The organism is Syntrophomonas wolfei subsp. methylbutyratica (assembly GCF_001570625.1).
GTDB lineage: Bacteria > Bacillota > Syntrophomonadia > Syntrophomonadales > Syntrophomonadaceae > Syntrophomonas > Syntrophomonas methylbutyratica.
Map to the genome: position 1 here is coordinate 23511 of NZ_BBQT01000003.1, position 19555 is coordinate 43065.

17 protein-coding genes are annotated in these 19555 nt (G+C 43.9%); 16 read left to right on the forward strand and 1 reads right to left on the reverse strand.

What is annotated here, in order from left to right; translation table 11 throughout:
• Window positions 1-99 precede the first annotated feature (99 nt).
• From AWB54_RS03260 to AWB54_RS03300, 9 genes are all read left to right on the forward strand, one after another.
• Complete coding sequence (locus AWB54_RS03260) at window positions 100-783, forward strand: ribonuclease HII (protein ID WP_235811077.1); 684 nt, start codon at window positions 100-102, stop codon at window positions 781-783.
• A complete protein-coding gene (locus AWB54_RS03265; RefSeq protein ID WP_061213195.1) occupies window positions 755-3118 on the forward strand; it encodes a hypothetical protein in 2364 nt (787 codons plus the stop codon). The genes AWB54_RS03260 and AWB54_RS03265 overlap by 29 nt, the downstream gene beginning before the upstream one ends.
• Before the next feature lie 122 nt (window positions 3119-3240).
• Window positions 3241-3510, forward strand: coding sequence for an EscU/YscU/HrcU family type III secretion system export apparatus switch protein (locus AWB54_RS03270; RefSeq protein ID WP_011640880.1), 270 nt, complete (start codon window positions 3241-3243; stop codon window positions 3508-3510).
• Between the two features lie 11 nt (window positions 3511-3521).
• The gene (locus AWB54_RS03275; protein WP_061213196.1) at window positions 3522-3869 is read left to right on the forward strand and encodes a YraN family protein; all 348 of its coding nucleotides are present in this window, start codon (window positions 3522-3524) and stop codon (window positions 3867-3869) included.
• Between the two features lie 36 nt (window positions 3870-3905).
• Window positions 3906-4724, forward strand: a complete 819-nt coding sequence (locus AWB54_RS03280; protein ID WP_061213197.1) for a bifunctional 5,10-methylenetetrahydrofolate dehydrogenase/5,10-methenyltetrahydrofolate cyclohydrolase — start codon at window positions 3906-3908, stop codon at window positions 4722-4724.
• Between the two features lie 352 nt (window positions 4725-5076).
• Entirely contained in the window at window positions 5077-6063 is a 987-nt protein-coding gene (locus AWB54_RS03285) for a FecCD family ABC transporter permease (protein WP_235811078.1), read from the forward strand.
• Window positions 6064-6065: 2 nt separating this feature from the next.
• Window positions 6066-6875, forward strand: coding sequence for an ABC transporter ATP-binding protein (locus tag AWB54_RS03290; RefSeq protein WP_061213199.1), 810 nt, complete (start codon window positions 6066-6068; stop codon window positions 6873-6875).
• Between the two features lie 31 nt (window positions 6876-6906).
• Window positions 6907-7647, forward strand: a complete 741-nt coding sequence (locus tag AWB54_RS03295; RefSeq protein WP_061213200.1) for a hypothetical protein — start codon at window positions 6907-6909, stop codon at window positions 7645-7647.
• A gap of 1 nt (window position 7648) precedes the next feature.
• Window positions 7649-7864, forward strand: coding sequence for a hypothetical protein (locus tag AWB54_RS03300; RefSeq protein ID WP_061213201.1), 216 nt, complete (start codon window positions 7649-7651; stop codon window positions 7862-7864).
• A gap of 81 nt (window positions 7865-7945) precedes the next feature.
• Here AWB54_RS03300 and AWB54_RS03305 read toward each other — a convergent pair whose 3' ends face one another.
• Window positions 7946-10357, reverse strand: a complete 2412-nt coding sequence (locus AWB54_RS03305) for an HD domain-containing phosphohydrolase (protein WP_061213202.1) — start codon at window positions 10355-10357, stop codon at window positions 7946-7948.
• A gap of 569 nt (window positions 10358-10926) precedes the next feature.
• Between AWB54_RS03305 and AWB54_RS03310 the strand changes: the two genes are divergently transcribed.
• The 7 genes from AWB54_RS03310 to AWB54_RS03340 all read left to right on the forward strand — a co-directional run bounded on the left by AWB54_RS03310 (window position 10927) and on the right by AWB54_RS03340 (window position 19349).
• Complete coding sequence (locus AWB54_RS03310; RefSeq protein WP_061213203.1) at window positions 10927-12615, forward strand: ABC1 kinase family protein; 1689 nt, start codon at window positions 10927-10929, stop codon at window positions 12613-12615.
• A 383-nt stretch (window positions 12616-12998) separates the two neighbouring features.
• A complete protein-coding gene (locus tag AWB54_RS03315; protein WP_061213204.1) occupies window positions 12999-14072 on the forward strand; it encodes a HEAT repeat domain-containing protein in 1074 nt (357 codons plus the stop codon).
• A gap of 5 nt (window positions 14073-14077) precedes the next feature.
• On the forward strand, window positions 14078-14908 hold the full coding sequence (locus AWB54_RS03320) for a CheR family methyltransferase (protein ID WP_061213205.1): 831 nt from the start codon (window positions 14078-14080) through the stop codon (window positions 14906-14908).
• 11 nt (window positions 14909-14919) lie between these two features.
• The gene (locus AWB54_RS03325) at window positions 14920-15294 is read left to right on the forward strand and encodes a response regulator (RefSeq protein WP_082735988.1); all 375 of its coding nucleotides are present in this window, start codon (window positions 14920-14922) and stop codon (window positions 15292-15294) included.
• Between the two features lie 87 nt (window positions 15295-15381).
• Complete coding sequence (locus AWB54_RS03330; protein ID WP_061213206.1) at window positions 15382-18165, forward strand: chemotaxis protein CheA; 2784 nt, start codon at window positions 15382-15384, stop codon at window positions 18163-18165.
• 3 nt (window positions 18166-18168) lie between these two features.
• Window positions 18169-18957, forward strand: a complete 789-nt coding sequence (locus AWB54_RS03335; protein ID WP_061213207.1) for a ParA family protein — start codon at window positions 18169-18171, stop codon at window positions 18955-18957.
• Complete coding sequence (locus tag AWB54_RS03340; protein ID WP_061213208.1) at window positions 18954-19349, forward strand: tetratricopeptide repeat protein; 396 nt, start codon at window positions 18954-18956, stop codon at window positions 19347-19349. The genes AWB54_RS03335 and AWB54_RS03340 overlap by 4 nt, the downstream gene beginning before the upstream one ends.
• The last annotated feature ends 206 nt before the right edge of the window (window positions 19350-19555 follow it).

The window sequence follows — 19555 nt, forward strand, 5'->3', positions numbered from 1 at the left end:
TGATTAGTAAGAAAAGTGAGGAGTGAGCAACCGCTATACAACAAAAGGCTTTTCAGCGACATCATAGATAAATCTACTCACTTTAAGGAAGGATTGGGTTTGGATAAGCAAAAGTATTTATTAGATGAAGTTAAGAGAATAGAGGATTTAAAGCGATATGAATATGAGGCTTACAATAATGGTTTTCGATACATAGCTGGAATCGATGAAGCAGGCAGAGGACCTATTGCCGGCCCAGTAATGGCGGCTGCGGTTATTCTATCCCGTGATTTCTTTTGTCCCGGGATTAATGATTCCAAGAAACTTACAGCTTTGAAACGCTCTAAATTGGCGGCAGAGATAAAAAAACAAGCCATTACATGGTCGGTGGCAGCGGTTTTTCCTTCTTACCTGGATAAGGTAAACATTCTTAATGCTACCCGTGAGGCTATGTTGTTAGCAGTAAAAAATCTCTCCCCTCGCCCGGAATTTTTACTTATTGATGCCGTGCAATTACCCGATATAGATATTAAACAGTATCCTTTAATAAAGGGAGACAGTTTGAGCGTATCTATAGCCGCTGCCTCCATCCTGGCCAAAGTGGAGAGAGACCGAGTAATGGAGGCATTTGACTCACTCTATCCCGGCTATGGATTTTCCAAGCATAAGGGTTATGCTACCCGGGAACACCTGCAATCTTTGCTCAGGTTGGGTACTTGTGCTTTGCACCGGGTGAGTTTCGAACCGGTGAAGTCTATGGTATTAGGAGCTAGATATGGAGAACAGCCAGCTTTATTTGAATAAGATTATGCTAAATATAACTACCTCCAAAGATCAGAATCTTAATTTTGTAAAAGGTGAAGTCTTGAGGGGGATGGTCCAGGACATTAAAGCTGATGGCCTGGTTTCTTTGTTTATTAAAGGTCAAATGATTGATGCGGTCAGTGAAGTACTGGTTCAGCCCGGTCAGCAATTGCAGCTAATGGTGGAGGATTTTAGAGATGGTCGTGCTTATTTAAAAGTCTTGACTCCCCAGTTAATGGAGCGAATCGAAAACAGCAATATTTCGCTAAATCTAACCGAGATCGGGGTTCCTGCCAAAGAAGAAAACATTATGATGGCCAGAAAGCTTTTGCATTACAAGTTGCCGGTTACCTCCAACAACCTCAATCTGATGAGTAAAGCTATGGTAATACTGGGGGGCGCTAATGAAAAAAACGCTGAAATAGTGGCTTTCTCCATGGCCCGGAAGCTTCCCCTTGATGCTCCAACCTTGAAGAGCCTGGCCCAATTCCTTATGCCTGCTAATGATGTCAGTAAACTGGCCGGAAACCTAGATAAAGGATTGTTGCAATTGGAGCAGACAGTAGCCCGTATGGTAGAAACCAGTGGGTCAAGCCATATAGCAAGTTCTCGGCCAGTCGGGGAAATGGGAACAGAAGCTACCCGCCAGCCTGGAATATCGGGAGATAAACTTATAGCGGAAAAAGTGTTTTCAGCTACTGCCGTTGCCAATAAGGGAAGCGAATCCATGCAGGTTTCCAGCAAAGGCCCAGAGATTCAGGGCTTTACAGGGACTAAAAGTGGAGAAGTGCTTTTGCCCGGGGAAGGACGACCGGCGTTAGGGCAGGCAAGCTCAGCACCGGAGGCTAAAATAGCCAATGTTATTGAACAGAATTACGGGAAGATAAAACTGGAAGCACTTCTTTCTGGTAATTCAAAGAATATTAGCGAACTGCCGGTCGAGCCTGCTGATGCCAGGCGAAATATCACTTTGACTGGCGAAAAAGCTGCGGCAGTATCAAGCCGTGTTACTACCTCGAGTTCCCCCACTCAAGCGAGTCCTCAGTCGGAAAATGTGACAAGTACCTCGCCTGCTGTTAACCCGGCAAAAGCCGGGGGGGAAACATCGGCGGTAGAGAAAACATTACTGGGGCAGATAACTGCAACCATTAATAGCAAAGAAAGTACTCTGGCAAGTGAGACCGGGAAGAATTTGGGCGGAAGCCCGGCTATGGATCAGGGAAAATCTGTCTCATCGCCGGTATTGGTGAATGAGAAGGCAACGCTGGAGGGTGGAAAGAGCCCAGGAGTACAAACGCTTGAAAGCACTATAAATAAGAAAGAGCCAGCTTCAGGGATTATAAAAAATGTCTATACCCCTACCGCAACCTCTGCCACATCGGGGAGGGAAAGGCAACCTCTTGTTACAAATCTGCCGGTAACAGACGGAAAAACCGTGAATGTTCCTGAGCTTTTGCCGGGAAATATTTCAGATAAAGCACTATCATCGGGCGGGATGCCTATGGATAGCTATAAGCAGATAAGCGGGCAGGGGGCTATAGCGCAAGTATCTCCGCCAATTATTGCTGAAGGGGTAACTGAGGTTTTTAAGGAAGCATTTGCTCTCTTAACCAACCCCAATAACGATTGGACTGCTCCCGAGCAGCGAGAGCTTTTGCGCCATCTTCCGCTCTTGCGTACTCTGTTGGAGACACTACATCTGAACCTGGAGGGAGACAGCCGGGAGATCGGAAACAGGCTGCAAAACGCTTTTTCACAAGAAAGAGATATAATCAGGGGACTAAATCTTTTGCAGGATATTATTAAGAATGACTCTATTACTTCGAAGAATCCGCTTATGGCTGATTTATTCAATAGAATAGAGGGGATGGAAAGAGAACTGTCGGCCCAACGGATGCTGAATTTCGCTAGCCGGGGAGCAGTAGATAGCAGTAGTAATTATTTCTATTTTGCTTTTCCCGTACAATGTGGTGAAAAATATCGCCTGGGGCAGCTAAGAATTAACCGGGAACTGGGTAAACGGGGCTTAAATAAGCAGGATAATATAAGATTTATTGTTTCCTTGGATACGGTGCAAATGGGGGTGGTTCTTTTCCATGTAAACTGGAAAAGGCTTGGAGAACTGGAGGTACAGGGTGTAGTTGAACGACAGGAGATTCGAGAATACCTGAATAGAAACCTGGGGGAGCTTTTTCAGGGTTTGGAAAGTCTGGGTTACCGGATAAAAAATCTAGGGATAAAGGTGGTTGAGCAGGAAGAGGAAATGAGACTTAGACTGGCTTTAGAGGAAACGCCGCTCAATTTCCGGCCTTTTGGTATAGATGTAAGGGTTTAGTATGAAAAGTGAGGAGTAAGGGGTAAGGTGTCAAAAGGACCGTCCCCTTGACAACTCCATCGGTGGTTGTAGTCCCTAGGCCATGGGTGGTTAGTACTAAGAGCAAATCGAGGAGATAATTCGTGAAAGAGAAAGATATGGAAAAAGCAGTAGCCCTACGCTATGATATGGAGAAGGATGAGGTGCCGGTAGTAGTAGCCAAGGGCCAGGGGTTTATTGCCGAAAAGATAAAGAAGGTAGCTAGGGAAAGCGGGGTTCCTATTAAAGAGGATCGTGAACTGGCTGATTATCTCATGGCCCTGGATCTTTATGAGGAAATACCACCGGAGTTATATGCTGTGGTAGCAGAGATTCTGGCTTTTATTTATCGCATGGATAAAAGATTTATATAGAGGAATTATTAATGAATAGAGAATTAGGTTTGTGGGGAGAAGAGCTGGCAGCACAATACCTGAGGAAAAAAGGATACAAGATATTAGAGCGCAATTTTTTTACCCGCTATGGGGAGTTGGATCTGGTATGTGAAAAAGACGATAACATAGTTTTTGTGGAAGTTAAAACCAGGCGCAGCACCCGCTTTGGAAGCCCGGAGGAGGCGGTTACACCTCGCAAAATAGGTAATCTAAAAAAAGCCGCTATTCTTTACCTTAAAAGCAGCCCGCGATTTTTCCCGGAAATCTCTTTTGATGTGGTTTCCATTCTTGTCGAGGATGGTAAGAGCAGAATAAATCATATAATCAATGCATTTTAACGAGTATTTCACTCTGATATTATTGGAGGAATAGACATGCTTATTTATGGAAAAGATATCCGCGAGCAAATCAAGGAAAGAGTCCGCCAAACAGCTATAGAAGTTAAAATGGGTCTGGCTATAATACGAGTGGGAGATGACCCCTCATCCCTGGCTTATGTGCGAGGAATTCGCAAATTTGCGGAAGAAACCGGGGTTAAGGCGGAGATTGTCAATCTGCCGGATAGTGTTGGAGAAAGGGAGCTTCTGAACACTATAGGGGATTTAAATAATAACTCTGTAATTACTGGAATTATGTTACAAACGCCCCTTCCGGCCGGTTTAAATGCCAGCCGTCTGATCAATGCCATTGACTTTGACAAAGATGTTGAAGGAATCCATAATTACAACCTGGGTAAGCTAATCAGCAAAGAGGAAGGAGTTAGACCCTGTACCCCCAAGGCGGTTATCTCCATGTTGAAGGCTCATGATATTCCCATCGAAGGCCAGAAGGTTACTATTATTGGCCGCAGCATGACGGTGGGCAGTCCGCTGGCACTTATGATGACAGCGGAAAATGCCACGGTTACTGTCTGTCATACTCGTACCAGGAAACTTAAAGAAGAGGCATTGCGTGCTGATATCCTGGTGGCTGCAGTCGGGAAAAGAGAGTTTGTTACTGCAGATATGGTACACAAAGATATGGTTGTTATAGATGTCGGTATCAATTTTGATGAGAATGGCAAAATGCTGGGTGATGTGCATGAAGAAGCCTGGAACCACTGCCGGGTAGCCAGCGCGGTTCCCGGAGGGATAGGGGTTATTACAGTGGCGGAGCTTTTTGATAACCTGCGAATTCTTAGCCAGAAGGCTTGAAGAAAATTGCAAATATTTGAGAAGTATTTTATGGTAAATGGGTTGGGGGGAGATATATCCCCCTAAATTTTTGGTCATTTTGAGATACCAAATCTTTCGCTCTATTAATAATTTAATTTGGGTGCTATAGTTTATTAGGGTTTTTATACGAAGATTTCGAACCTGCTAGTGTTGTAATTAGCGGTATTATCAGCCTTAATCATAGTTAAAGATAGTCTAAGTGCTAAGTTACGGATAAATTTTGGGCAACCAGGAATAACAAGAAAAATACCGGGTTTCCGAAGTTCCAACAGCTTAACTTAAGCCAAGTACTCTTGCAGGAGTGGGTATTACGAAAAAGAGAGTTATTTATTTGTTATTAATAATATCTCCTTTGCTTTGTATTTTTGCTTCCCTTTTTATTGGCAGATATCCGCTTTCCATAGACGAAGTAATCCGTATTCTATGGTGTAAAACGGCCCAACTGCCTTGCGAGGTTCTGGATATTAAGCAGACTATAGTCTGGGATATTCGATTGCCCCGGGCTATACTGGGAGCTTTGGTGGGAGGATGCCTGGCCATTAGTGGAGCGGCTTTTCAGGGGTTATTCCGTAATCCCCTGGTCAGTTCCGGTATTCTGGGGGTAAGCTCCGGGGCCGGTTTTGGTGCGGCTCTGGCCATAGTAATGTTTAGCAGCGTGTCGTCCGCTACCTATATTTTTGCTTTTGCTTTTGGTACATTGGCGGTATTCTTAAGCTATATAATCGGCAGGGTCTATGATACCACTCCAACTATAATGCTGGTTCTGGGAGGGGTCATAGTATCATCGGTATTTTCTGCTCTTATTTCCTTGCTGAAATATGTGGCTGATCCCTATCAGCAATTGCCCGCCATAGTTTTCTGGCTAATGGGTAGTTTGGCTACAGCCAGGTATAGTGATATTGTAGCAGCTGGGTTACCGATGCTGGTGGGAATTGCCGGTCTTTTGGCTATACGCTGGAGGATTAACGTTTTATCCATGGGGGATAAGGAGGCCCATACCCTGGGGGTAAACCTGGCGGTGGATAAAGGACTGGTAATAATATCTGCTACTCTGGCCACGGCAGCGGCGGTTTCAGTTAGCGGGATCATCGGTTGGGTGGGATTGGTTATTCCCCATATCTGCCGCATGCTGGTAGGGAACGATAACCGGGTATTGATTCCAGCCAGTCTTTCCATGGGAGCCTGTTTTCTTATACTGGTAGATGACCTGGGCCGGATTATAACTGGTTCGGAAATGCCTCTGGGTATCTTGACTGCGCTGGTGGGAGGCCCATTTTTTGTATGGCTGCTTAAGAAAACCAAAGGGGGCAACTGGTAAGCATGTCTCTCTTACAGGTAATAGAAGCCGGTTTCGGATATGAAAAACAGGAGATTTTTCGAAAACTTAATTTTCAGGTGGAAAAGGGTGAAGTATTCTGTCTTCTGGGACCAAATGGTTGTGGCAAAACTACCCTCCTTGATTGCATATTGGGAGTTCGCCAACTAAATGCAGGAAAAATCCTGTTAAATGGGCAGGATCTTAACACTTTTCGTTCAGGCCAGATAGCCCGCTATATTGCTTATGTGCCGCAGAGTCATGAACGCACTTTTCCCTATACGGTAATGGATATTGTAAAGATGGGGCGGGCTGCATATACCGGGAGGTTTTCTGCTCCCTCTAAATTAGATAAGGCCATAGCCAGAGAAGCCCTGGAGATGGTAGGGCTTTTTCATCTTCGCCACCGTCCTTACACTCAATTAAGTGGCGGTGAAGCTCAGTTAGTTATGGTGGCCCGGGCCTTAGCCCAGAAGACTCCCATGATTATCATGGATGAACCGACAGCCCATCTTGATTTTAAACATGAGCTTGAGGTACTGGAAACAATAGTTGAACTGGTTGGAGATAGTCAGATTTCCATTATTATGGCTACCCATTTTCCCAACCATGCCTTCTATTTTGAAAACAAGAAGCTCCCCACCCGGGTAGCCTTGATGCATGATCATAATTTTCTGGAGCTAGGGCGACCAAGCGAGGTAATTGCTGAAGAAAGCATGAAAACATTATATGGGGTTAATACCAGGTTGATTTCCTGTGCTACAGGTGAACGAAATGAATTGAAGCAACTGGTTCCCATCAGTACCATAAGTTAGTTTGAGATTGTCTTTAAGGGGTTGTGTATTAATGAAGATTCTAGTTGCTATAGATGATACGGATAATATTGATAGCAGGGGAACAGGGGAATTGGCTGATCTCCTGTCAAAATATCTAGAAGAAAAGGGCTGGGGAAAAGGCGGAGCGGTAACTCGTCACCAGTTACTGGTTCACCCGGATATTCCCTATACATCTCATAATAGTTCCATGTGCTTTATGGCAGAAATAGAAGCAAGTTATTTAGCTGCATATATCGAGTATGCGGGGCATTTTTTGGAAAAGGAGCGTGCAGAGGGTTCAGACCCAGGCCTCTGTGTGGCTGCTATTGAACAGATTACTTTTCCAGATGAGTTGATAGACTTTGGCTACCGGGCCAAGCAAGTGGTTTTGACCAAAAACAATGCCTATGATCTGGCTAAAAGATTAGATATTCATTTGTCCGAACATGGTGGTAGCGGACAGGGGGTTATAGGGGCTTTAGCCGGGGTAGCTTTGCGTTTAACCGCTAATGATGGTCGCTTTCGAGGAAAATTGAAAGTAAAATCCAGAGATGATCTGCTTAGTGTAAGAGAAATAAAGAAGCAAACTCCGGTTACAGTAGTCAAGAGTTTGGATGATATGCTTGTTCTGGATGATGATAGCATTATTCTCATGGGGGAAAAGTTGAAGGCGGTTTTGCTGGAAGGAGAATGTACTTTGCTGGTTGTTCCTACTGGTATGAATGATCCCAAATGGCAAAGCTGTGCAACCAGCCAGTTAAGGAAGTTTTGAGGTGATTATTTTGAGCCACTGGATATTTACCGAAGAAGGTAAATATGAATTTCGACAAGGTAAAGATGCCTGGAAAGAGGCAGCTCAGATAGCAGACCGGTGCCCACATTTCCAGCCCGATGAAGAGGAAGAGCAGGTAGCGGATGAGAACTGTTCCTGCTACAATTGCCGTTACCGCAGATGGACTCAGAAATCTTTTTTATGTTTGAAGCTATAGATGCTTAAGTCCTCCAGTTTATCCTAATCCCAATTTTGAATATTGACTAAAACAACACTATCAGGGATAGGGGTTTGGCGTTTACTGTCTCCTGCTTATACCCTTCTTTATTTCTAAGAATAGCCGGACCAGCTCAGGATCAAACTGGCTGCCGGCACATCTGTGTATTTCCTGTAAGGCCAGGCTGGGACTGATTGCTGCCTTATAAGGACGCCCGCTTATCATGGCATTATAGGAGTCTATAATAGCCAGTATTCGTGCTCCCAGGGGAATTTCCTGCCCGGCAATTCCTTGGGGATAGCCAGTTCCATCCCAGCGTTCGTGATGTGCCAGTATAGCTTCAGCAATGGCCAGTAATTCTGGGGTTGATTGGGCAATACGATAACCTGTTTCTGGGTGTTTTTTTATGATTTCCCATTCTCCCGGGGTTAAGGCTGCTTCTTTAAATAGGATTTCCGGGGATATAGTTATGATGCCGATATCGTGAAGAGAGGCTAAAAGAAGAAGGTTTTGCAGCTCATTCTTGGATAGACCGAGTAACATCCCTATATTTTTAGCGGTTTCTTGTTTATGTACAACATAGAACTGGCTTTTCCTGGTACGGGTACGAAGACTGTTTTCTAAAGATAAAATGAAAGAGTTGCGAGTATTTTTACTCTCCTGAACTTTGTTGCTGTACATGCGATCATCAGTTTCTTTAATAATAGTGAATATGTTTTCATCAACTGTCTCTTTGCTGGCTGTACCCAGGGCTATACTTACCTGAATAGGTTCACTCTCGCTTTGCTGGCAGGCATTTTTAATACGCTGGCAGAGCTGTAAAGCCTGCTGGTGAAAAGTATGGGGCAGAAGGATAATAAACTCATCGCCGCCCCAGCGGGCAATTATATCTTCCTGACGACATGAATCTTTAAGGATTTGGGTGGCACGAAGCAGAAGTCGATCTCCTTCCCGGTGCCCAAAGGCGTCATTTACCAGCTTTAAGCCATTAACATCACCAATAATAATACTAATGGGCAGATATTCTTTTTTATCCAGCCGTTTGACTTCTTCTTCAAAGAACGAGCGATTGTAAAGACCGGTTAGCTTATCAAAGTGACTTAAGTAACGGATTTTTTCCTCGGCCCTTCTTCTTTCGGTCACATCCCGTATGGATTCAATAGCTCCCACCCGGCGACCATTGGCGTCATATAACGGGGAAGCGGTACCGAACATATACAAGCCGGATTGCGGACTGAATATCTCTCCAACCAGGGTTTCATCGCGCTTTTCAAGGGATAAATAACTATGTTTGAGTGGATGATCCGGATTCATTACCAGGTCAATAAGCATGGGGCGCTTTGTTGCGAAAAAAGGGAGGGCATATTCGTAATTATCCTTTCCCAGTATATCTTCTCCTTTGATTCCGCTCATCTCTTCCATAGCCCGATTCCAGATTATCACCCGGCCTTGCTTGTCTATAGCAAAAGTAGCGTCAGGTAGAAAATCAATAATTGAGGCCAGGCGCTGTTCGGAATCCCGTAGGGCATTCTTCACCTGGCAACGGGTCCAGTAGAGAGCAATCATCTCTGCCAGCATGCGCAAGGTTTTTATATCCTCAGCTAGCCAGTGACGGGTGGACTGGTTGTCATCAAAGCCCAGAAAACCAACTAGTTCTGAATTTTTTAAACAAATAGGCACCACTAGCAGTGACTTGATTCCCTGGGATTGTAACAGGAATTTTTCATTGTTTGCTTCCGCCGGGAGAGCATTTACATCTTCAATAACTATGTTTTCTCCATTTTTTAATCTTCCCAGCCACCAGGGAAAAAGGCTGCTGTCCAGGTCCTGCAACATTTCCTGGGCGGGCTCTATACCGGTTGCACACCACTCGTAGGTATTGCTAGATTTTTTACCTTCATCAAAAAACTCGAAAATATAAACCCGGTCCGCATTGACAGCTGCACTGACAATACTCATTATATGTATTAAATCAACATTATCAGCCGCCAGGAAAAACTGGGAGGCGGTAGCTATGGCCTCTTCCAGGTTTAAACGCTGCCGAACTGTTTCCTCTAACGCTTTGCGCTCACTTATGTCCCGGGAATAAAGCAGCAAAGCGACGGTATCGGCATCAAACTGGATTTTTTTACCACTGCTTTCCAGCCAGAGATATTGATTATCTTTCTTGAGGAAGCGGCATTCGCAGGTGCAGCCATCTTCAATCCCGGCTATCTGAATCGTCTCCAGAGCTCGAGTTAGGTCTTCCGGATGGATTAGATTCATGGGGTTTTTCCTCATCAATTCCTCTTTGCTCCATCCCAGGATTTTGGGCCCGGTAGAATTTATGTACAGATAAGATAAGTCGGAAAGGTGATGAATGCTTATTATATCATTGGCGTTTTCAACCATTGTCATGTATTTTTGTTCGGACGAAGGCAGGGCCTCTTCCGAAAGCCGAAAAAACTCAAGAAAATCATCCAATAAGTTTTTGTTCTTAATGTCTTCTGGCATATATTTCTTCTCCCTGGTTATTAAATACTTTAGTAAGGGTTAAGGTGGAATATAGTAAGTGGTATAATATCTTATTGATTCTGATTTAGTAAAAATTTATGAATTAGAGAATATAAGCAGTATAATATTATAACGAGGTGAAGCATGTCCCCCGCTTCTTTAAGCGTTGTGTTCCTATTAACAAAACAAGCGGCGGGTCCTAATCCCTCGCCTCGTTGCAGCTATGTGTTGAAACAGCCCCGTAGTTTCTTCTGATGCTTAAATTGCTGGTATTACAAAGAGTAGCACAAAGAAAATAACTCTATAACAAATAGGACATATATCCTATTTTTCGTACTATGTTTCCTTTATACACCAAAATGGCATAAATGAGAAGTGTTTTTTGATAAATTAGTTATACTTTTCGCTATTTTCTGAATATTAGTTTACCTTAATTTAATAGAATAGAAGCGAAAATCAATGATTTGCTCTTAATAAGCTTAACAATCAAATGAACGAGTTAAAATTATTACACTGAAATTGAGTCAGAGAACCTTTCCCTGACTCATCCATTATGAAGAGGTTTTTATATGAGATTATCCGGATTTTCCGCTTGGTCACGGTTTTTCCGCGTGCTTTTTCTTTTCTTAAGCATATTTTGGGCTTTTTATTCGCTAAAGTTCAAAAAAATCTGGCACCGGAGAAATTGGATTGAAACCAAAAAAGAAAAACTCTATATCAGTGAAGCAGAGCGCTTTCGTAAAACTGCAGTAAGGATGGGAGGGCTATTAATCAAGCTGGGGCAATTCTTTAGTACCCGGGTTGATATCCTGCCCCAATCGAGCATAGATATTCTGGCAGGATTACAGGATGAAGTGCCCGGAGTAGCTTTTGCCGAAATCAAAAAAGTTGCAGAAGAAGAATTTTCCCGCCCTATAGAAGAGATATTTTATCAGGTCGATGAATCGCCTCTGGCTTCTGCTTCCCTGGGACAGGTTCACCGGGGAGTGCTGGCTGGTGGGCAAATTGTGGCCATCAAAATACTTCGTCCCGGAATTGAAGAACTGATAGCGATTGACTTAAAAGCCCTTCGTCAAGTACTGAACTGGATAATAAGCTTTACCAACTGGGAAAGTTTTATTGACCTGGAAGCAATTTATCAGGAGTTTGAAGAAACCGTATTAGAGGAACTGGACTATATTCGTGAGGCGCATAATGCTGAAACTATTGCGGAAAACAGCCAGAACGATCCCGAACTAATAGTCCCGGGCATATTTTGGGACTATACCCGCAGGCGCGTTTTGACCATGGAATTCAAAGAAGGAATTAAGATTAATAATTTGGCGGCCTTCGACCAGGTGGGAGTGGATCGCAAAGCTATTGCCCGCAGGCTCTTGGAAATCTATGTCAAGCAGGTGCTGGTTGATGGCTTTTTTCATGCTGACCCTCATCCGGGAAATCTCTTCGTTACCAACGATGGCCGCATAATCATGGTTGATTATGGTATGGTAGGCACCATTACGCATGAATTGCGGGATCAGCTTCTGGAGTTGGTCTTTGCGCTGGTAAAAAGGGACTACCCAAGCGTAGTGGACTATTTGAAAGAGATAGGCTTTTTACGCTTTGATGCCGATAATGAAACCGTAACCAGAGCTGTGGGCATATTTATTGAACATGTTTTGGGGAGAAGAAAAGACATGAGAAGTCTTGACCTAACGAGCTTCCTGGAAGACCTGGAAGTGTTGTTGTATGAGCAACCTTTCCAGATTCCAGCCAATTTTACCTTTTTGGGGAGGGCTTTGGGAACCTTGTACGGTATTTGTATTGCTCTGGACCCACAGATTGACTTTTTGGAGGTGTCTAAACCCTATGTAGACCAGCTTGCTCCGGCTAAAGAAATCTGGAGTTTGGTGAAAGAAAAGACTACAAATTTCTTTGCCTCTTGGATAGAAATACCACCGCTGATGGAAAAGGTATTGTTGCGGGTGGAAAGAGGGGAAATTAAACTAAAGCTCCCCTTGCGCAGTCTTAATGAGAAGATACAGGAAAACACCCGGGCGCAAAAAATGCAGGCCTGGGCTATAGTTTTCGGTTTTTCGCTGCTAAGCTCCATATACCTCCTGGCCAATGACTTCGTATTTCTATCTCGCTATACTTTCGTGTTCTCAGCCCTCTCCTTCCTTTTGCTTCTTTACCAAAATCGCTCACCAAAAGCCTGGAAGGCCCCCCACCCCCCGCTTGGGAAGAAAGGCCGAAAAAAGCAGAACAAAAAGTCCTAATATCTCGGCCTTTTGTAAAGCCAAAGCAAATATCCTTATTAACCACCCATGGCCCAGGGGCCACAAGCACCTATGAAAAGTGATTAGTAGGGGCTTGAATGGTAAGATGCAGTAGGAAATAAATTAAACCCCTCACCCCTTACCCCTCACTCCTCACTTTTCTTACTAATTCTGTATTGCAAAAAAGCGCCCCCTTTTTTGGGTGTTTGTATTCTCTGACAAAATATTTGTATTTTATGTAGAAATATATGAAAAGATGTTAGTAATAAAGCATGGAAAATATAGGACTAATGTCTTGGTTTATCCAGTATAATTTGTGTGGATGGAATAATGCCGGATTATTAATGATTCAATGTTTATTAAGCTTAGTGGGTGGTGATAAATTGTCGAATAAAGAAGAATTTATTAAAAACCTTTCTTCTGAAGATGAAAGGGAAAGAGCATTTGCGGTAGAAGACATTGTTTATGAGGGAATACCAGAAGCTATTGACTTGCTGGTAGCCCAGCTGGAAATCGAATCCTCTCAATTTGTCCGCGAAGTAATCATTAGAAATCTTCGAACCCTGTCTGGTTCAGTACTGGTAGAAAAGACCATCCCTCTTTTACATAGTGATGATGCCTTCATTCGAAATGCGGTTATCGAAGTACTCTCGGAGCAGGATGAACTGGCAATTTCCCACATAGAACCGTTGCTGGATAATCCGGATAAAGATATTAGAAAATTTGCCGTTGATATCCTTTTTCAACTGCAGAGTCCTCACTCTGCTGCAGTTATCGCCCGGGGCCTGGATGATTCGGATATTAATATTAAAATAACCGCGGCAGAATACTTGGGAAAATTAGAGGCCAAGGCTCATATTGGTGGCATTAATCGGCTTTTTCTTAACAGTAGGAATTTACTTTTACGCTGTACCTGTTTAGAGACTATGGCCATACTGGGCGATGAGGAATCTGCCCGTCTGGTTGCCGAGTTTTATCCTCAACCTGAGCAAATAAATGAACTGGAGTTGTATTCATATTTAAAATACTTGGCTCGGCAGGGAAAGGAAGAGTACCTGCCTTTTGTTTTTTCACTAATGAAAAGTAAAGGGAAATTAATGGCCAAAGAGATAATCAACACTATTGAGGGTATACTGCGGCGAAGTGGTGCTGTTTATTTACCTGCGGGGATGGTGGAGGATCTAGCCCTTTATATTGCCAGTGACATCAATGTAATCAACAAATATGAATTGCTGGTTTTCCTGGGTCATTTTAAAAACTCCGAAATTGGGCCGTTGCTGGCCAGTTATGCCTGTTCTGCTGAAAAACTCTTGTGTCTGGGCGCGGTTGAGGGCTTAGGATTTTTAGGCGATCCGGAGCAACTCCCTTTGTTGCTGGAACTTAAGAAGCAGATTGGAGACGATGAATTGTTGGAGGCCGTTGGAAAAGCGATTATACAACTGGCCCCGGTGAGGTGATGCATATGGACTTATCTACGGAAGATTTTATTGCTATTAGAAATTTGATTTATGAGCGCACCGGAATGCATTTCGGAGAAAACAAGATTTACTATTTCAAAAAACGGCTGCAAAAAAGAATGGAAATAAACCAGCTGCAAAAAGTAAGCGAATATATTAAACATTTGAAGTTTTACGATAGGGATAATCGTGAATTTCAGGAACTAATTAACCTCATTACCATAAATGAAACCTATTTTTTTCGGGAATTCAGCCAATTAGAAATATTTGCTGAAGTCTGTTTACCCGAAGTATTAGAGAAAAAGCGAGCCAAAAGCGACCCAAACCTGCGTATATTCTCCGCTGCTTGTTCTTCCGGTGAGGAACCTTATACCCTGGCTATTATCCTTAAAGAAATGCTGGAAGACTTCCACAATTGGAATGTAGTGGTAAAAGGAGCAGACATCGATGAAAATGTAATAAAACAAGCGCAGCGTGGAATATATGATAGCCGTTCGGTAAAAGATGTTCCTCCCCCCTACCTGGAAAAATACTTTTCGAATCCTTCCCCAGGTAGGTTTATGGTAAATCCGGAAATTAGGAATATGGTGGTTCTGGAACAATTAAACCTTATGGAACGCCGGGCTTTACGCAATGAGCGAAATTATGATTTTATTTTTTGCCGAAACATGTTGATTTATTTTGATGAATACTCCCGCAAACAATTGGTAGAAAAGTTCTATGCCATGCTCAACAAGGGTGGATATATATTTTTGGGACATGCCGAATCTCTTAGCCGTATCTCTACGGCTTTTAAAATTAAACGAATGAATGGTCATCTTATGTACCAGGCTTGAGGAGGGATATAGTGACAAAGAAGAGGATAATAGTAGTAGATGATTCCGAGATGATTCGCAACTTCCACTGTTATATCTTAAAAACGGCAGGGTTTCAAGTAATGAGTGCAGTGGATGGGGCTGACGCCCTGGAAAAAATATACAGCAGCGAAGAACCGATTGATATGGTGGTAACAGATATTAATATGCCCAATATGGATGGTTATACCTTCATTGAGCGTTTGCGCGAAGACGAGCAGTATGAAGAGATTCCCATCATTATTATTTCAACGGAAGATGAACTGAAGGACATGGAAAGAGGTTATGAGGCGGGGGCCAATATCTACATTGTCAAGCCCACTGAGCCTGAAGTTATGGTAGAAAATGTACGGATGTTGATGGAGTAATAACAGGAATTAGCCAGTATTGATTATGTTGGTAAAACTTTAATTTTGGTTCAGCGAGTGGTTTGTGGAAAGGCAGGCTGGAATCGGATGAAATTCGTCTTTGACCCTGATGATTTGGAGATATTGCAGGGAATCGTAGAGGAATCAAGTGAACACCTGAACGGGATTGAAGAGGGAATACTGAAGTTGGAAGCTGAATTTGATTCCGAACAGCTGGATGCTGTATTTCGAGCCATGCACTCGGTTAAGGGGGTAGCTGCATTTCTGGATTTAATCCCCATCAAAGACACCGCCCATTCCCTGGAGTCCTTTATGACTGATATGAAAAAAGGTTTATATCCAGTCACTTCGGAGATAACTGACATTCTTCTCAAGGGAGTAGATATTCTCCAATTACAAATTCGGCAACTGGGGGAGCATGTCAAGAAACTGGAGGTCAATCCTCCCCGGGAAAAATTTGAACTGCATATAAAAAAGCATGGCTTTCAAGAATTTGTTCAGGAAGCTGGAGTTATAAGAAATAATACTTTGGAGAGCAGGGAAAACGGTCGGGAGGAAAGCTGTGATTCTAAAATCCAGCTGGAATGTGAATGGCCGGAACCGGTCGCCAATGTTATGAAAATAGAGATTTCGTCTTTTCGCGAACAGCTCTTGCAGGATTTTTTTGAGGAAACCAGCGAACACCTGGATACTATTGAAAAGAATTGTGTGGAATTGGAAAGACAGCCCGAAGATTTGGAACGCTTGAATGCCATCCTGCGTGGTTTTCATAGCATAAAGGGTGCGGCGGGGGTAATAAACAGCATGCAGGAAGAAGAAACCCCCGATGACCCTTTTCAAAAGATTAAAAACTTGAGCCATGTTGCCGAAAGCTTGTTGCAAACCTTTCGCAACCAGCAACTCCCCCTTTCTTCCCCGGTGATAGATATTATTCTGGAAGCAGTGGATAGGACGGCTGCGCTCAGCCAAATGGTTCAAGGTATGGAAAGTGAAGATTTGCCTATTGAGGACCTGCTTACCAGGATTAATGCCCTGAGCGATGTGGACAAGGAAGCGAATCAATCCATTATTTCAAGTCCGGTAGAGAATATACCCCGGCAGTTCAAGGCCTTTGTCAATATAACGAATCAAGCTCTGGAGTCTATGGAGAACATAATTGCTTCGGCCCGGGAGGATGTTCCTATCAGCCGGAAGAGGGTTAAACAGTACCTGCGGGCACTTAATAGCATAGCTTCCTCCAGTCGATACCTGGAATATGAGGATGTACAGGTGCTTATTGCCTCCCATACGCAGTTTTTTAACGACCTGGTCCCTGGGGAAGACCTGGTAAATCCGGAACTTATTGAAGAAATGAAAAGCCACCATGGGCAGATAAAAAAGCTGTTGGGAGATAAGGTAGCCGATATTAAGGATTTGCTAAGCAATGTACCCATAGAGTATGGAGAAAAAAGGATCGGTGAAATCCTGGTGGCCCAGCAAAAACTCAGCCAGGAGGAACTGAACGAGGCCTTGGCCCAGCAGAAAAAAATCGGGGAGATCCTGATCGATAGGGGTAAAGTAACAACCAAGGATGTGGAACGGGCTTTGCTGGAACAGCAGCTGGCCCGGGAAAAAAGTAAGGAAACCCCTGAACCGGCCCGAGCTTCGGGTGATATCGGGGGACAGTCCATTCGGGTTAGCCAGGATAAAATGAATCGCCTGATGAATATGATTGGAGAGCTTTTAATTTCCAAAAACCGGGTTTTCCACCTGGCTGGTAAAATTGGACTGGAGTACGAATTGCCGGGACTGGCCCGGGAAGTGAAGGATATTGCCTCTGAAGTAGCCAGGATATCTGATGAGTTGCAGGATGCAATAATGTCGGCCCGCATGATCCCGCTTAGAGTTTTGTTTCAACGCTATCCCCGGACTATTAGGGATATCTCTCGCAAAGCCGGAAAAAGTGTGGATCTGGTAGTGTTGGGAGAAGAAACGGAACTGGATAAAACGGTAATAGAAGCCATCAATGATCCCTTAGTACATATGCTGCGTAATGCGGTTGATCATGGAATTGAAGCACCAGATAAGCGGGAAGCCCAGGGCAAGCCCCGCCAGGGCAAGATATATTTGAAAGCCCGTTACCAGGGCAACAGCGTAATAATAGAGATATCCGATGACGGTAAAGGCATGAATCCGGAGGAGATTAAGCTCAAGGCTTTGGGTAAGGGCTTGATAAGACCGGAACAGATTGAAAGCATGAGTAATGAAGAGGCCTATCAGCTTATTTTCCTGCCTGGTTTTAGTACTCGTGAGGAAGTTAGTGAGCTTTCCGGCCGGGGCGTAGGCATGGATGTAGTCAAAAATAATATTGAGCAGGTCGGGGGAACGGTGACCATGTCCAGCCAGTTAAACCAGGGAACGAAATTCCTGCTTAGAATACCCCTTTCCATGTCCATTATCCGAGGTCTGATGGTAAAAATGGGTTCGCAAAGTTTTATTCTCCCGCTCGATAGCATTGAAGAAACAGTGAAACTACCGGCCCATAAAATTAGAAGCTACAAAAAAATCAAAATAGCTGATATACGGGATGAAATCGTTCATCTCATCTACCTTAAAGACTTGCTGGGTTTAAAAGAAGATTTGGATGAGCCGGAAGTTACTTCCGCTAGGCGGATTCCAATTGTAGTTATTAATTTTGATGGCAACAGGTTCGGACTGGTGGTAGATTCCTTTCAGCACGAACAGGAATTTGTAGTAAAAACGCTGGCAGAGGAGTTGGCGGCCTTAAAGATCTATACTGGTGCTAGCATAATGGGTGATGGCAGCGTAGTCTTGATTCTAAACCCGGTTCAACTTTACCAGCTTTTCCTGTTGCTTGACCATGGAGGATAGATAATGGCAACAACTATTGCTCTGGCCAACCGTAAGGGCGGAAGCGGCAAAACTACCAGCACTTTAAACATAGCGGATGGACTGGCCCGAAAGGGCTACCGGGTTCTGGTAATAGATGCCGATTCACAGGCGCAGGCGACAACCGGCTCCGGGATTCTGCCCCACCAACTGGATACGAGCATTTATCAACTTCTTCACCTGGCAGCCAAAAATGATCTCTCTCGGGAATCCATCCGTGATACTATCATCCAGGAAGGCAAGAGTTATGACCTTATTCCTTCCCAGGCTGACTTATCGGCTCTGGAAATCGAATTGAGTTCAGTAGTGGGGCGAGAATCCCTTTTGCGCAACCTATTAATGGAAGTGGAAGAGTATTATGACTTTATCATAATTGATCTGCCCCCGTCGCTGGGCTTAATAACCGTAAATGGATTAACCGCATCTGATTGGCTTTTGATACCAATAGAATTAAGCTTCTTGTCCATGGATGGCCTGGCGCAAATGATGGGGGTGCTCTATCGCGTAAATGCCCAGCTTAATCCGGCTTTGAGGCTTCTGGGTATTATGCCGGTGAAGTGTGATTTGCGAACCAACCTGGCACGTAGTGTTAAGGAAGAAGTAGAAAAAAACTTTGGCTTGGAGCGGCTTCTTCCCCTGGTTAGGAACGACATCAAATTGGCCGAAGCACCCAGCTTTGGCAAGAGTATCTTTGAATATGCCCCTGGCTGCCGTGGAGCTATGGATTACCTGCAAGTGGTAGAGACTATTCTTGCCAGGAGTGTTAGAACATGAACAGAATGAAAAACCTGGGTATGGGCCTGGATCTGCTCCTGAGCTCAAGCGAGCTTTCCCCCAGGCAGGAGGGGGAAGAACAGGCCTTAAGGAATGCCGAATCACTATTTAAAAAAGCTCTTAATGAGGATGAAGATGGGCAGCTATTTGAAGCTTATTATTATTACCGGCAGGTGATGGACTGCCTGGAACCTTTCTTGTCTCTTAAGCAGGAAGCTGCTAAAGATCTTTTGTCTCAGGCCTGTAACAATGCCGCGGTTATTCTTTTTGCAAACGGGGCAATTAAGGAAGCTCAGGCCTTTTTGGAAAAAGCTTTGATGGCTAATCCCCGGAACCAGGTAGCCCGGGAGAATTTGCAGGTCATGGATAGCGATTTTAAAGATAATGGATAATATAACTTTGATGTCACTGCAAAAAGTTATAAATATGCATTAGCGTGCATATTTATACCGCTCAGCTACATTAAAAGCGACCGAAGGGTGTGTAGGGAACGACCCCCGTGTCGTTCCGAATCAGGCTTCGCCAGCGCTTTGTATATTTATGCAACCCTTATGCAACAAAAAGGGTTTTTGCAGTAGGGTCAACTTTTAGTAACTAG

Coding starts and splice junctions, on each gene's coding strand:
- AWB54_RS03265 (WP_061213195.1), top strand. CDS start 755: ATGGAGAACAGCCAGCTTTATTTGAATAAGATTATGCTAAATATAACT.
- AWB54_RS03275 (WP_061213196.1), top strand. CDS start 3,522: ATGAATAGAGAATTAGGTTTGTGGGGAGAAGAGCTGGCAGCACAATAC.
- AWB54_RS03280 (WP_061213197.1), top strand. CDS start 3,906: ATGCTTATTTATGGAAAAGATATCCGCGAGCAAATCAAGGAAAGAGTC.
- AWB54_RS03290 (WP_061213199.1), top strand. CDS start 6,066: ATGTCTCTCTTACAGGTAATAGAAGCCGGTTTCGGATATGAAAAACAG.
- AWB54_RS03295 (WP_061213200.1), top strand. CDS start 6,907: ATGAAGATTCTAGTTGCTATAGATGATACGGATAATATTGATAGCAGG.
- AWB54_RS03305 (WP_061213202.1), bottom strand. CDS start 10,357: ATGCCAGAAGACATTAAGAACAAAAACTTATTGGATGATTTTCTTGAG.
- AWB54_RS03310 (WP_061213203.1), top strand. CDS start 10,927: ATGAGATTATCCGGATTTTCCGCTTGGTCACGGTTTTTCCGCGTGCTT.
- AWB54_RS03320 (WP_061213205.1), top strand. CDS start 14,078: ATGGACTTATCTACGGAAGATTTTATTGCTATTAGAAATTTGATTTAT.
- AWB54_RS03330 (WP_061213206.1), top strand. CDS start 15,382: ATGAAATTCGTCTTTGACCCTGATGATTTGGAGATATTGCAGGGAATC.
- AWB54_RS03335 (WP_061213207.1), top strand. CDS start 18,169: ATGGCAACAACTATTGCTCTGGCCAACCGTAAGGGCGGAAGCGGCAAA.
- AWB54_RS03340 (WP_061213208.1), top strand. CDS start 18,954: ATGAACAGAATGAAAAACCTGGGTATGGGCCTGGATCTGCTCCTGAGC.